Annotated in this window: 11 protein-coding genes; 9 read left to right on the top strand and 2 right to left on the bottom strand. The window is 60.3% G+C overall.

Translation table 11 applies throughout. The features are described from left to right. The 4 genes from ACKUG4_RS03290 (at position 1) to ACKUG4_RS03305 (ending at position 5,159) form a co-directional block, all read left to right on the top strand. Positions 1-1,419, top strand: coding sequence for an oligosaccharide flippase family protein (locus tag ACKUG4_RS03290; RefSeq protein WP_445433419.1), 1,419 nt, complete (start codon positions 1-3; stop codon positions 1,417-1,419). 29 nt (positions 1,420-1,448) lie between these two features. Then, positions 1,449-2,504 carry a UDP-glucose 4-epimerase GalE gene (galE, locus tag ACKUG4_RS03295; RefSeq protein WP_445433420.1) on the top strand — a complete coding sequence of 352 codons (1,056 nt, stop codon included), beginning with the start codon at positions 1,449-1,451 and terminating at the stop codon, positions 2,502-2,504. A 5-nt stretch (positions 2,505-2,509) separates the two neighbouring features. Further along, positions 2,510-3,982 carry a family 16 glycosylhydrolase gene (locus ACKUG4_RS03300; protein ID WP_445433421.1) on the top strand — a complete coding sequence of 491 codons (1,473 nt, stop codon included), beginning with the start codon at positions 2,510-2,512 and terminating at the stop codon, positions 3,980-3,982. Positions 3,983-4,109: 127 nt separating this feature from the next. Further along, complete coding sequence (locus tag ACKUG4_RS03305) at positions 4,110-5,159, top strand: acyltransferase family protein (protein ID WP_103385229.1); 1,050 nt, start codon at positions 4,110-4,112, stop codon at positions 5,157-5,159. Between the two features lie 103 nt (positions 5,160-5,262). Here the strand turns inward: ACKUG4_RS03305 and ACKUG4_RS03310 are convergent, their stop codons facing one another. Continuing rightward, a complete protein-coding gene (locus ACKUG4_RS03310) occupies positions 5,263-6,171 on the bottom strand; it encodes a helix-turn-helix domain-containing protein (RefSeq protein WP_445433422.1) in 909 nt (302 codons plus the stop codon). A gap of 161 nt (positions 6,172-6,332) precedes the next feature. On the opposite strand from ACKUG4_RS03310, the gene ACKUG4_RS03315 reads away from it, so the two are divergent. The 5 genes from ACKUG4_RS03315 (at position 6,333) to ACKUG4_RS03335 (ending at position 12,505) form a co-directional block, all read left to right on the top strand. Further along, positions 6,333-7,691, top strand: coding sequence for a glutamine synthetase family protein (locus ACKUG4_RS03315; protein ID WP_064600843.1), 1,359 nt, complete (start codon positions 6,333-6,335; stop codon positions 7,689-7,691). Between the two features lie 90 nt (positions 7,692-7,781). Further along, complete coding sequence (locus tag ACKUG4_RS03320; RefSeq protein ID WP_445433423.1) at positions 7,782-8,870, top strand: polyamine ABC transporter substrate-binding protein; 1,089 nt, start codon at positions 7,782-7,784, stop codon at positions 8,868-8,870. Continuing rightward, positions 8,867-10,168 (top strand): NAD(P)/FAD-dependent oxidoreductase, encoded by a 1,302-nt coding sequence (locus tag ACKUG4_RS03325; RefSeq protein ID WP_445433424.1) that lies wholly within the window; start codon positions 8,867-8,869, stop codon positions 10,166-10,168. Before ACKUG4_RS03320 ends, ACKUG4_RS03325 begins: the two co-directional genes overlap by 4 nt. 113 nt (positions 10,169-10,281) lie before the next feature. Then, complete coding sequence (locus ACKUG4_RS03330) at positions 10,282-11,937, top strand: PqiB family protein (RefSeq protein ID WP_074690527.1); 1,656 nt, start codon at positions 10,282-10,284, stop codon at positions 11,935-11,937. A 16-nt stretch (positions 11,938-11,953) separates the two neighbouring features. Then, positions 11,954-12,505 carry a PqiC family protein gene (locus ACKUG4_RS03335; RefSeq protein WP_445433425.1) on the top strand — a complete coding sequence of 184 codons (552 nt, stop codon included), beginning with the start codon at positions 11,954-11,956 and terminating at the stop codon, positions 12,503-12,505. A gap of 14 nt (positions 12,506-12,519) precedes the next feature. On the opposite strand, the gene ACKUG4_RS03340 is transcribed toward ACKUG4_RS03335, so the two are convergent. After that, the gene (locus ACKUG4_RS03340) at positions 12,520-13,458 is read right to left on the bottom strand and encodes a site-specific integrase (RefSeq protein ID WP_064596788.1); all 939 of its coding nucleotides are present in this window, start codon (positions 13,456-13,458) and stop codon (positions 12,520-12,522) included. Positions 13,459-13,569 lie beyond the last annotated feature (111 nt).

A 13,569-nucleotide genomic window follows, 5' to 3' on the forward strand; every position in this document is an offset into this window, starting at 1 on the left:
ATGGCCAACCACCGTCTGACGACATTGACCTGGATCTTCACCGAGAAATTCGGCCTGATCCTGTTGTCGATGATTACCTTTGTCGCCTACGCCAGGCTGCTGTCGCCTGCCGAGCTGGGTGTGGGCACGGTAATCATCGCCATCGTCGAGTTGATCGGTCTGGTGTACTCCTCGGTGCTCGAAGACCCGCTTGTCCGGCTTGAGCGACTGGAAGACAAGCACATCAGCACCGCCTACTGGGCGGCGGTGCTGGTCAGTCTGGCGAGCATTGGCGTCATTTCGGGCGCGGTCATGCTGTACACCCCCGACCCGGTGCTGCGATGGATGACGGCGATAGCCTCGATAAAGATCCTGTTCACCATGATGGCGCGGGTCTATGTGGCGCAGATGCGCCGCAGCGGGAACTTCAAGATGCTGGCGTCGCGCACATTGCTGGGCAAAGTGGCGGGTGGCGTCGGTGGCATTGCCGTTGCGCTTTGGGGACTGGGTGCGTGGGCGGTCATTGCCCAGGCGCTGATCATGGAACTGGTGTCGATCATTGTGTTGATGCGCGCCGACCCGCGACGTATCCCTTTTTACATCGACGGTCCGATCCTGCGTGAATTGTTGAGGTCAGGCGCACCGGTGGCCATCAACGCGCTGAGCTCGCAAACCTTGCAGCGCGGGGTCAACGTGGTGCTGGGCATCACCGCCGGGGCGAACGCGGTCGGCATGTTCAACATGGCGATGCGCATCATTGAACTGCCACGCACCGCAATCTACAACGGCCTGCTGAGCTACGCGCTGCCGGCATTCTCCCGGCGCAGCGCAGAGCCCAAGCGATTGATCGGGATCGTTGGCGATTCAACCGCCGTCAGCGGTTTTCTGTTGACGCCCCTGTTCATTGGACTCGCACTCACGGCAAGCGACCTGATCCTGTTGATCTTCGGCGCCAAATGGGCAGAGGCCATCCCGCTGCTGCAAGTGCTGGCCTGCACCGCCGCCATCGGCAACAGCGCCATGTACGCCACCACCGCACTGGTGGCGGTCAACCGCAGTCACCTCACGATCAAGGCTGAAGTGCTGACCACCGCGCTGGCCCTGGCGCTGGTCTACGCCCTCGGCAACCTGTACGGCGGCATGGCTGCAGCCGTCGCTCTGCTGGCGCGCATGCTGGTCATCACGCCGTTGCAAATCCGCGGCCTGAACACGGCGATCGGCTACAGCTGGCGCGGCTTTTTCGAAGCCAGTTACCGCAGCGTGATCGCCTCGCTGGTCATGGCTGCAACCGTGCTGCTGGTGCTACCGCAGCTGGGTCTTCAGGGATACCTGCATTTGATCGGCAGCGTCGTGCTCGGCGCACTGAGTTATGCCGTGGGTTACAGCGCCCTGCACCCGCATTGGCCACAGGAATTCAAATCGGTTTTCACCTCCCGCTGAGTTCAGCCCTGAGACAGGAAGGCCTCACCATGCGCAAAACCACGTTGATTACTGGCGGTGCCGGCTACATCGGCTCGCATACGGCTCTGGCCCTCATTAACGCCGGCCACAAGGTGCTGGTGCTCGACAACCTGTGCAACAGCTGTCGAGAGTGCATCCGGCGCCTTGAGCAACTGACCCTGACCCGCGTCGACTTCATCAAGGGCGATATTCGCGACCCAGCCCTGCTCGACGATATCTTCAGCCGGTACGACATCGACGCCGTCGTGCACTTTGCCAGTCTCAAATCCGTCGAAGAAAGCGTGCGCAAGCCGCTGGACTACTACGTCAACAACGTTGCCGGCACGCTTGGCCTGTGTCAGGCGATGGCCCGCAATAACGTATTCCGGCTGGTGTTCAGCTCGTCAGCCACGGTGTACGGGGAGCCGACGCGCACGCCGATTGCCGAAGATTTCGGCACCGGCAAACCGGTCAATCCCTATGGCCGCACCAAGCTCATGATCGAGGAGTTGCTGACGGATCTGTGCAACTCCGATCCGCGCTGGAGCGTTGGATTGTTGCGTTACTTCAACCCGATCGGCGCCCACGAAAGCGGAATGATCGGCGAAGACCCGAGCGGCCGCCCCAACAACCTGTTGCCGTGCCTGACCCAGGTCGCCATAGGCCGGATACCCGAACTCACGGTGTACGGCAGCGACTATCCCACCGTGGACGGGACCTGCGTGCGCGACTACATCCACGTGGTCGACCTGGCCATCGGTCACCTCAAGGCCCTGCAAGTGCTGCAGCACGACAATGGCATTCACTTCTGGAACCTCGGCACCGGCGTCGGCTACAGCGTGCTGCAGATCATCCACAGTTTCGAGGACATCACCGGCATCAGCATTCCCTACCGCTTCGCCCCTCGACGTCTCGGCGACATCGCCAAGTGCTGGGCCGATCCGGCCAAGGCGGGACGCGAACTGGGCTGGAGCGCGCAACGCGGCCTGGAACAGATGATCACCGATACCTGGCGCTGGCAGTCGTGCAATCCGCAGGGGTATCAATCGTCATTCAAGATTCCGGCACCCGTTGCGGTGAAGTGATGCCGATGCTCAAGGAATGTCTGCTGGTCGTGCTGTTTTCGGTTGCGCTGGCAAGCAACGCCGCGCAGGCGCCAGCGCCTGTACCGACCACCGGCCTCGTGTTGTGGCTGGACGCGGCCGACTCATCCGCGATGACCCTGAATGCGCAGAACCGGCTCCAGCGCTGGAGCGACAAATCCGGCAAGGCCAATGACGCGACGGTCGCTGACGCCAACTCACCGCCACAGTGGACAAGAAACAGCCTCAATGGCCATGCGGTGGTGCGCTTCGACGGCAATTCGGGATTACTCGGCCGGGCCCTGCGCACGGCTAAAGGATCTGTGACCGTACTGGTCGTGTCCCGGCGGTTGCCGGAACAGGCCGGAGTCGATCCCTGGCAACGGTTGTTCAGTTCACGCCCGCAGGCCGCCAGCAACGACAACGTGCTGCCGAATTTCGCGGTCAGCCTGGCGCAAACCGGGGAGTACGAGCCGACGGTTTCCGTGCTCGAACTGCACGACGTGCCGATCGGCCCCTACGGGGTCGGGCGCAATGCCGTCGGTCACTCGGAAAACTTTCGCGGCGACATCGCCGAAGTGCTGGTGTATGACCGTCCATTCGCCTCGCTCGCCGAGCGCCAGCGCGCCTTTCAATACCTGGCAGACAAATGGTCCGTGGCCATCCCCACGCATGCCGACACCTGGACCCGCGTTGGCCTATTGGGGACATTGCCGACGCGCATCAACGCCCAACTGCCCTTGTCCGATCAGGCCAATGCCGGGCAATGGGTGCTCAACACGACGCTGTCCGACGAGTTCGATGGCACCACCCTCGACCGCACACGCTGGCACGTCAACAATGCCGTCGGGAATGAGTCGCTGGGCCGCAAGCCGGCGCTGTTCACCGAGCGCAACGCCAGCGTCGGCAATGGCAACCTGAACATTGTCTTTCGCAAGGAAACCTTGCCACAAAAGTACGTCGAGCTCGGCTTCAAGGACTACACCTCAGCCATGGTGCGTACCCTTGAACGCGGCTTCTACGGGTACTACGAAGCGCGGGCCAAACCCATGAATTCCGCAGCGTCCAGCGCCTTCTGGCTGGCCTGGACGGGCATGACTGACAACGCCACCGAAATCGACATCTTTGAAATCGGCGGCAAGACCAAAAATGCGCTTTCAGACCGCGCCTACAACATGAACGCCCACCTCTGGGCCACGCCGCACAGCACCGAACATATCGCCAACGGCAGCACCTGGACCAGTCCCTGGCGGCTGGCCGGCGACTTTCATGTCTACGGCTTCGACTGGCAGCCCGATACCCTGCGCTGGTACGTCGATGGTGTGCTGGTCAGAGAATCGAAGAACCATTATTTCTTTTTCCCCATGCAGATCGTCTTCGACAGCGAGGCCATGTGGAAATGGTTCGGCGTGGTCGACGATGCTGACCTGCCCTCCACTTTTGAAGTCGATTACATCCGCATGTGGCAACGCAATCCTTGACCCTCACACCAAGCCTGGGGCCAGACGATGAGCCGCCCCAACCGTCATAGCTTTCGCCTTGAGTCGATTTTCACTCGGCACAGTCGTCAGTTTTCAATCCGCGCTAACACCCCCGGAGCGCATGCACATGAACAACAGACGGCTGACAGAACTGGATTTGCTGCGCTTTCTTGCGGCGTTCGCGGTGGTGATCTTTCACTATGCGTTTCGCGGCTATGCGAGGGGTGAGATGTCGGTCATGCCCTATCCCCTTTTGGCTGACGTTGCCAAATACGGTTATCTGGGCGTTGAACTGTTTTTCATGATCAGCGGATTCGTCATTCTGATGACGGCTTCGAGCAACAACCTCAAGGTGTTCTTCATTTCCCGCGTCATTCGTCTCTGCCCGGCTTTCTGGGTGTGCTGCACGATCACGTTTCTCATCACGCTGGCCATCGGGCAGCCAAGATTTTCGGCCGATTTCTATCAATACCTGATCAACCTGACCTTTCTGGGCGACCTGCTCGGTGTGCCCCCCATAGACGGGGTCTACTGGTCTCTGTTCGTCGAAATAAAGTTCTACCTGATGATCGCCGTCCTGTTGGCTTTCAAGAAGATAGAGAAAATAGAAACCTTCCTCGTACTCTGGCTGCTGATCTCGGCCGCAGCGGAAGTCTTTGCTTTCGAAAAACTGCGCTCGGTCCTGATCACCGACTACGCGGCCTATTTCATCGCTGGCGCCACGTTCTACATCATCTGGGACAAGGGTTTTACCAAATCCCGTATTTCCTTGCTGGCAGCCGCGCAGGCATTGGCCAGCTTCAACGCGATCAAGTGGGCCGAGTCGATTGAACTGAAATATTCGACTGACTACGACTCCTTGATCATCTGCGGCGTCATTGCCCTGTTTTTCATGACCTTCCTTTTTATCGCGACGCATAAGACGTCAGCCGTGGGGAAGTTCGACTGGACAGCATTGGGCGCACTGACTTACCCGCTTTACCTGCTGCATCAAATGATCGGCTTCATGATCTTCAACATCGCTTATCCGACCATCAATCCACACGTGCTGCTCTGGGGCACCATCGCTTTGATGATAGGTGCGTCCCACGTCATCCATAAAGAAATAGAAACCCCGATGGCCAGACTGATGAAAAGATCCCTTTCGTCCTCCTTCAAGCGTCTCAGAGTTGGTTAGTCGGTAACGCAACAGGCTTGGCAATATCGGCAGATGAAAAAGGCGGGAGAGGTTTCGGTGAATACCGAAACCTCTCCCGCCTTTTTTTGTTTGTGGCGCAGAGTTACAAGGACGATGAACGCTTCAACGTCTCGCTCGGTAACTCCTTGAACAATGCTCGATAACTGCTTGAAAAACGGCCTAAATGCCAGAACGACCAGTTCATCGCTACCTCCGCCACGGTGGTCTCCGCGGGCGAACGCTTGAGCAATTCGCGCCGCGCACTGTTGAGCCGGCGCAAACGCAGCCATTGGCTTGGCGACATCCCCGTATAGGCCTTGAAGGTCTGCTGCAACTGGCGCAGGGAAACCCCGGCGACCCGCGATAATTCCAGCAGATTGAGGGTTTCTTCCGGCGAATCCGCCGCCCACTCGCCCACGCGTTTGAGGGTGATTCGCTCCTCGGCGCGACGCTGCAAACCGCCGCCATCCAGACACACGCTCGCGTTGTCGAGGATGAACAGGCAATCCTCCAATAGCTGCTGAGTCAGTGCCTCTTTACTCGGCAGATCAAGGGCTTGCGACAACTTCGTGAGAGTCGAGCTTAACCAGCGGCTGAACAATCCATTCTGCGCGCCATTGAGCGGTGCCATGAACAAACCCTCCAAGCGGGCCATGTCCAGTCCGTTGCGCTGGACGAATTCCGGGCCGAACACCACAGCGATTTCCTGATAGTTCTCCGGGGTGATCCAGATGTTGCGGCTCTCTTCATTGAGCAGATACAGCGCGTTGTCGCTGCGATCGAAACAGAACGCCAGCGACCCTTGCGGCGCGCTGAAATTCTGCTCGACCCGGGTGTTCATCTGTTCTTCGTAAACCTCCACACCCTGCAAATCCAGATAGCGGATCTGCCCGGCGAAATGCCCAGGCGACATCTGCTGGTAATGCTGCACCCAACCCGGCGTGGCGCGGATTTGTTCGGTGACATCGGCGGTGTTGAATGCTTGGACCTGAAGCGGATTGCACGTCGTCATGGGGAACCTTGCGCACTCTTTTGGTGCGCTTTGGTGCTGCTGAAAGTGGATAGATGGAACGGCAAGGCCCGCCCAAGATAGTCGTCAACGCGCCACAGGGGAAGCCTGCGAAAGATGAAATCGCGTTCCCCCGCGTCAATAAAACCAACGACGAGGTCTTTATGAATGCCCCTTTCGATCAGCTGTTCACATGGCTGAAAGATCACAAGATTACCGAAGTGGAATGCGTGGTCAGCGACCTGACCGGCATCGCCCGCGGCAAGATCGCACCGACCAACAAGTTCCTGCATGAGCGAGGCATGCGCCTGCCGGAAAGTGTGCTGCTGCAAACGGTAACCGGGGATTTTGTCGACGACGACATCTACTACGACCTGCTCGACCCGGCCGATATCGACATGGTTTGCAAGCCGGTGAGCGACGCGGTGTACGTGATTCCGTGGGCCATCGAGCCGACCGCCATCGTCATCCACGACACCTTCGACAAGTTCGGCAACCCGATCGAACTGTCGCCGCGCAACGTGCTGAAGAAAGTCCTGCAGCTGTACACCGACAAAGGCTGGAAGCCGATCGTGGCGCCGGAAATGGAGTTCTACCTGACCCAGCGCTGCGAAGACCCGGACTTGCCATTGAAAGCACCGCTGGGCCGTTCCGGTCGCGCCGAAAGCGGTCGTCAGTCGTTCTCCATCGACGCCGCCAACGAATTCGATCCGCTGTTCGAAGACGTCTACGACTGGTGCGAACTGCAAGGCCTGGACCTGGACACGCTGATCCACGAAGACGGCCCGGCGCAGATGGAAATCAACTTCCGCCACGGCGATGCACTGGATCTGGCCGACCAGATCACCGTGTTCAAGCGCACCCTGCGTGAAGCCGCCCTCAAGCACAACGTCACCGCGACCTTCATGGCCAAGCCGATCGGCGATGAGCCCGGCAGCGCCATGCACCTGCACCAGAGCGTGGTCGAAATCGCCAGCGGCCAGCCGATTTTCGCCAATGCCGACGGCAGCATGAGCGACCTGTTCCGCCATCACATCGGCGGTCTGCAGAAGTACATCCCGAAGGTGCTGCCGATGTTCGCGCCCAACGTGAACTCGTTCCGCCGCTTCCTGCCGGACACCTCGGCACCGGTCAACGTCGAATGGGGCGAAGAAAACCGCACCGTCGGCCTGCGTGTACCGACCTCCGGGCCCGAGGCGATGCGGGTTGAAAACCGTCTGCCGGGCGCCGACGCCAACCCGTACCTGGCCATCGCCGCGAGCCTGCTGTGCGGTTACATCGGCATGGTCGAAGGCATCGAACCGAGCGCTGCCGTCGAAGGTCGGGCCTACGAGCGCCGCAACCTGCGCCTGCCGATCACCATCGAAGAAGCCCTGACCCAGATGGAAGAGTGCGACACCGTCGCGCAATACCTGGGCAACAAGTTCGTGCGCGGCTACGTCGCGGTGAAACGCGCCGAGCATGAAAACTTCAAGCGCGTGATCAGTTCCTGGGAGCGGGAGTTCCTGTTGCTGAGCGTGTAACCAACACCCGCCCTTGTGGGACCTGGCTTGCCAGCTCCCACAAGGGAACGTGCTCACCTGAAAAACCCAATAATTCGAAGAGGTGTCGATATGCGTCTGTTGAAATCCATGATCCCCGCCGCGCTGGCCCTGGCGTGCAGTGCCGGTGCCTTCGCCCAACCCCAGGTCAGCGTCTACAACTGGACCGATTACATTGGCGAAACCACCCTCGCCGACTTCCAGTCCAGCAGCGGGATCAAGGTGATTTATGACGTCTTCGACTCCAATGAAACCCTCGAAGGCAAACTGCTCGCCGGCCGCACCGGCTATGACGTGGTGGTGCCGTCCAACCACTTCCTCGCGCGTCAGGTAAAGGCCGGCGCGTTCCTCAAACTGGATCGCTCGCAACTGCCGAACTGGAAAAACCTCGACCCGAAACTGCTGGCCCTGCTTGAGAAAAACGATCCGGGCAACGAGCACTCGGTGCCGTATCTGTGGGGCACTAATGGCATCGGCTACAACGTCGACAAGGTCAAGCAGGTGCTGGGCATCGATCACATCGATTCCTGGGCCGTGCTGTTCGAACCGGAGAACCTGAAGAAACTCACCCAGTGCGGTGTGTCGATGATGGACTCGGCCGATGAAGTGTTCCCGGCGATCCTCAACTATATGGGCATGGACCCGCGCAGCGAGAAACCCGAGGACTACAAGAAGGCCGAAGAAAAACTGCTGAGCATCCGGCCGTACATCACTTATTTCCACTCCTCGAAATACGTGTCCGACTTGGCCAACGGCGATATCTGCGTGGCCTTCGGTTATTCCGGCGACGTGTTCCAGGCCGCCAACCGCGCCAAGGAAGCCAAAAACGGCGTGAACATCGCCTACTCGATTCCCAAGGAAGGCGCGAACCTGTGGTTCGACCTGCTGGCGATTCCCGCCGACGCCGGCAACACCAGGGAAGCTCACGCCTTCATCAATTACCTGCTCGATCCGCAAGTAATCGCCAAGGTCAGCGCCTCGGTCGGCTACGCCAACCCGAACCCGGCGGCCAAGCAATACATGGATCCCGAGCTGGTCAACAATCCCGAGGTCTATCCGTCTCAGGAAGTCCTGGACAAGCTCTACATCTCCTCTACCCCGCCCCAGTCGATCATGCGTCTGATGACCCGGTCCTGGAGCAAAGTGAAGTCGAACAAATGAATCAGTACACCCAGGAACACGCCCGCTCCTATTACGCCGCGTCGGCCCGGGCCGGCACACCTTATCCGCAACTGGCGGGTGACCTGATCGCCGATGTCTGCGTGATCGGTGGCGGTTTCACCGGTGTCAACACGGCCATTGAACTGGCGCAGCGCGGACTCTCGGTGATTCTGCTTGAAGCCCGGCGCATCGGCTGGGGCGCCAGCGGGCGCAATGGCGGGCAGTTGATTCGCGGGATCGGTCATGACGTAGAAGGCTTCGCCCGGCATGTCGGCAGCGAAGGCGTGCGCTACCTGCACCGAGCCGGGATCGACTCGGTGGAGCTGGTGCGCCAGCGCATCACCGACAACGCCATCGAGTGCGACCTGCGCTGGGGCTTCTGCGAACTGGCCAACACGCCAGCGCAGTTCGACGCCTTCAAGGCCGAGCAGGACAGCCTGGCGCAGTTGGGCTACCGCCATGAAACGCGGCTGGTTGCCCCTGAGCTGATTCGTCAGCAAGTGGTGAACGCGGGGGTCTACAAGGGCGGCCTGATCGACATGGGCTCAGGCCATCTACATCCGCTGGATCTGGTGCAGGGTGAAGCGCGGCTGGCGGCATCCCTCGGGGTGAGGATTTTCGACCAGAGCCCGGTGCTGGAAATTCTCCACGGCCCGACCGTTCAAGTCCGCACCCAGAGCGGCAGCGTGCGCGCCGGCAGTCTGGTACTCGGCTGCAACGCGCATCTGGACGAACTCGAACAGCAACTCAGCGGCAAGGTCCTGCCCGCCGGCAGCTACATCATCGCCACTGAACCGCTGCCGGCGGAACGCGCCGCCGAGCTGATTCCGCAGAACCTGGCGCTGTGCGACCAGAAAGTCGGCCTCGATTACTACCGGCTCTCGGCGGACCGACGCTTGCTGTTCGGTGGCGCCTGCCATTATTCGGGGCGGGATCCGACGGACATCGCCGCCTACATGCGACCAAAGATGCTCAAGGTGTTCCCGCAACTGGCGGATGTGCGCATCGACTATCAGTGGGGCGGCAAGATCGGCATCACCGCCAACCGCTTCCCGCAGGTCGGTCGATTGAAACAGCACCCGAATGTGTTCTACGCCCAGGGCTATTCCGGCCATGGCCTGAACGTCACCCACTGGTGCGCCAAGCTGCTGGGCGAAGCAATTCATGCCGGTCACAGTCAGGGCATGGATGTGTTCAGCAGCGTGCCGCACATGACCTTCCCCGGCGGCCCGGCGCTGCGTTCGCCACTGCTGGCACTGGGCATGTTCTGGTATCGCCTGAGGGAACTGCTGGGATGACGCTTCCCGGTTAAAGCGGCCTGCGCATTTGCTCTATCGCGAAGCACTTCTATATTGATGAAGTGCTTTTGCGTTCCTGACGCTCAGTGCCCAACACACCCTGGAGGTCATGGATGGAGTCGTCAGCCGCCGATCAACCGCGAGCGCCCGGCCAGGCGCCGGTCAAGACCCGGCGTTTCAGCATTTCGCTGGTGTGGATCGTGCCGATCGTCGCGGTGCTGGTGGGCCTCTCGCTGGTGGTGCACAACCTGATGCAGGAAGGCCCGACCATCACCGTCACCTTCAAGACCGGCAGCGGCCTGACCGCCAACAAGACCGAAGTCAAATACCGCAACGTGGTGATCGGCCAGGTGACAGATGTCGAGCTGAGCGACGACCAGAAAAGCGTCAACGCCACGATCAAACTGGCCAAGCAGGCCGAAACCTTTACCCGCGAAGACTCGCAGTTCTGGGTCGTCCGGCCGCGCATCGGTGCGGGCGGTGTCTCGGGCATCGATACGTTGCTGTCCGGTGACTACATCGGCGCCGACATCGGTCAGTCCAACTCGCGCTCGAAAAACTTCAAAGGCCTGGAGAATCCACCGCCTATCACCTACGGCGAGCCGGGTAAACGCTTCAACCTGCACGCCTCGGACCTCGGCTCGCTGGACATCGGCTCGCCGGTCTATTACCGCAAGATCCCGGTGGGCCAAGTGGTGGCCTATGCGCTGGACGCCGATGGCAAAGGGGTCAACATCGAGGTGTTCATCCATGCGCCGAACGACGCCTACGTCACCGAAAACACCCGGTTCTGGAACGCCAGCGGCATTGACGTCAACGTCGGCGCCAACGGGTTTGCGGTGAAAACCGAATCGTTGTCGACCTTGCTGGTGGGCGGCATCGCCTTCCGCGCGCCGGAGTACAGCCCCAACGACGTTGCCGCCGCCGAAGAAAGAACTTACGACCTGTTCGACGACCAGCAAACCGCCCTCGCCCCGCCCAACGGCAAGGCGCAATACCTGACCCTGCGTTTCGATCAAGCCCTGCGCGGGCTGAAAGTCGGCGCACCGGTGGAGTTTCTCGGCATCGAAATCGGCCGGGTGGTGAGCGTCAATCTGGACTTCGATGCGAAAAAACGCAGCTTTCCGCTCAACGTCGGCATCGTGATCTACCCGCAACGCCTCGGTCAGGCTCACGTGAAGATGCTCAAGGTACTCGAGCACAATCCGGACGACGAAGCCGCCGCCGTGCGCCTGATCGGCACCTTTATCGATAACGGTCTGCGCGCCCAGGCCCGCAGCGGCAACCTGCTGACCGGGCAGTTGTATATCGCGCTGGATTTCTTCCCCAAAGCCGAAAAAGTCGCGTTCGACCCGACCGCCCGCCCGATCAGCGTTCCGACCGTCCCCGGCAGCCTCGAACAGTTGCAGGAAAAACTCGAAGCGATGATCGACAAGCTCAACAAACTGCCGGTGGAACGGATTGCCGGCAACCTCGACAGCAACCTCGTGGAATTGCGCAAAGGCCTGACCCAGTTCAATGCCAGGACCCTGCCCGGCGTACAGAACACCCTCGCCGACCTGAGCAAGACCCTGCAGTCGGCCAGCTCGACCCTGGCCGAAGATTCGCCGCAACGCGAACAACTGACCGAGACCCTCGACGAGCTTGGGCGCATGTCGCGTTCGCTGCGTGAACTGTCCGATTACCTGGGCCGTCATCCGGAATCGTTGATTCGCGGCCGCCCCGACAACGCCCCGCCGCTGGACCTCAAAGGGCCGCCGCGTAATTGAGCACAGGAGCTGTCCCATGGCTTTAAAGCTGAAGTTCACCGTGCTCGCCATCGGCCTGCTGCTTGGCGCCTGCAAAAGCGCCCCGATCAGCTTTCACACCCTGACGCCGACGCAACCGATGACCGGCCGCGCCGGCTCGGAAATCACCATCGAAGGCATCAGCGTGCCGCCCCAGGTCGACCGGCCGCAAATCGTGATCCGCCAGGGCAACAGCGGCCTGGCGATCCTTGAGACCGAATGGTGGGGCGCCAGCCTCAGCGATGAATTGCGCAGCGCACTGGTGGATCAGCTCAGTAATGCCGGCGGCCCGCGCAAAACCTCGGTGCGCATCGATGTGCAACGCTTCGATTCGATTCCCGGGCAATACGGGCTGATCGACGTCAAATGGCGCCTGCGCCAGGCCAACACCGGCGACGACGCGCTGCTCGCCTGTCGCTCGCTGCTGCAAACCCCGTCCGGGCCGACCATTGATGATCTGGTGGTGGCCCAGCAGAACAACGTCAAGCGTCTGGCCGCGTTGATCAGTCAGGCTTCCACCGTCTCACGCGGCTGCCCGCCCGCCTCCTGAGCGAAACGCACTGCCTACAAGTCGAAACGATCCACCGCGCGGCGCCTTTCGTTGTCGTCGCGCACGTCGTAGTTGGCGGTTGTCTGGATATTGCTGTGGTGGGCGAGCTTCTGGGCAATCGACAGGTCATGCTCCTCGATCACCCGGGTGATGAACGAACGGCGGAAGTCATGGGGCATGATCTTCACCCCGACCTGGGTGCCGCGCTGGCGGGCGATGTAATAGATCGCGTGCTTGGTGATGCGCTCGCGTGTGATGTGACTACCACGGCGGATGCGGTTGAACAGAAACGCATCGTCGCTCTCGCCCTCCTTGAGTTCCGAACGACGAAACTCCAGCCACGCATTCAATTTGGCGAACGCCCAGGCCGGCGCGTACTTGATCAGCTGTTTGTTGCCCTTGGCGGTGACACAGAGACTGCGTTCGCTGAAATCCACCTGATTCAAGTCCAGATCCACCGACTCCGACTTGCGCATGCCGGTGCCGTACAACAGCGCAATCACTGCCGCATCGCGCAAACCTTGCGGTCGCGGATCGGCCGCGCAGACTTCCATCAATTCATGAATCAGCGTGCGCTTCAGATTGCGCCCCTGGGACAGTCGCGTGCCGGCAATGCCTTTGACCGAGCGCATCTTCAATAGATGGTCCTGGCTGATCAGGCTCATGCGCCAGGCTTCATTCATTACACCGCGAATGGCGTTTACATACAGCGAAGAAGTGTTCGGTGCGTAGTTGTCCGCGCGCAATGCAGCGACTAGCGCAACGACGTCCTCCGGTTGCAGCCCGTGCCAGGGAATGTCCTCAAGGTTCACGTCTTCGAACCCGAGGCGGTCGGCAGCGTCCTGCAACACGTAACGCATGGTCAGTTGGCTGGAGGGCGCCAGGCGCGCCAGATAAACAGTCAGCGGATTGCTGTTGGAGGGTGAGGATTCAGTACTCGACAAGTCAATCAAACGAAACGGCCTTGAATAAGAAACAGTTCAACAAAACAACTAAAAACGGTAACAAAACTTAAATAAGACGGGGCACTTCTGTAGGACTTTTCTACTAAAAACGCCGATGAA

The organism is Candidatus Pseudomonas auctus, from assembly GCF_048654275.1.
In the GTDB taxonomy this organism is placed as follows: Bacteria; Pseudomonadota; Gammaproteobacteria; order Pseudomonadales; family Pseudomonadaceae; genus Aquipseudomonas; species Aquipseudomonas pharyngis.

What these genes read in the sequence shown, in the direction of transcription:
- ACKUG4_RS03310 (WP_445433422.1), bottom strand. Translation starts at nt 6,171, where the DNA reads ATGACGACGTGCAATCCGCTTCAGGTCCAAGCATTCAACACCGCCGAT.
- ACKUG4_RS03300 (WP_445433421.1), top strand. Translation starts at nt 2,510, where the DNA reads ATGCTCAAGGAATGTCTGCTGGTCGTGCTGTTTTCGGTTGCGCTGGCA.
- ACKUG4_RS03325 (WP_445433424.1), top strand. Translation starts at nt 8,867, where the DNA reads ATGAATCAGTACACCCAGGAACACGCCCGCTCCTATTACGCCGCGTCG.
- galE (WP_445433420.1), top strand. Translation starts at nt 1,449, where the DNA reads ATGCGCAAAACCACGTTGATTACTGGCGGTGCCGGCTACATCGGCTCG.
- ACKUG4_RS03320 (WP_445433423.1), top strand. Translation starts at nt 7,782, where the DNA reads ATGCGTCTGTTGAAATCCATGATCCCCGCCGCGCTGGCCCTGGCGTGC.
- ACKUG4_RS03335 (WP_445433425.1), top strand. Translation starts at nt 11,954, where the DNA reads ATGGCTTTAAAGCTGAAGTTCACCGTGCTCGCCATCGGCCTGCTGCTT.
- ACKUG4_RS03330 (WP_074690527.1), top strand. Translation starts at nt 10,282, where the DNA reads ATGGAGTCGTCAGCCGCCGATCAACCGCGAGCGCCCGGCCAGGCGCCG.
- ACKUG4_RS03315 (WP_064600843.1), top strand. Translation starts at nt 6,333, where the DNA reads ATGAATGCCCCTTTCGATCAGCTGTTCACATGGCTGAAAGATCACAAG.
- ACKUG4_RS03305 (WP_103385229.1), top strand. Translation starts at nt 4,110, where the DNA reads ATGAACAACAGACGGCTGACAGAACTGGATTTGCTGCGCTTTCTTGCG.
- ACKUG4_RS03290 (WP_445433419.1), top strand. Translation starts at nt 1, where the DNA reads ATGGCCAACCACCGTCTGACGACATTGACCTGGATCTTCACCGAGAAA.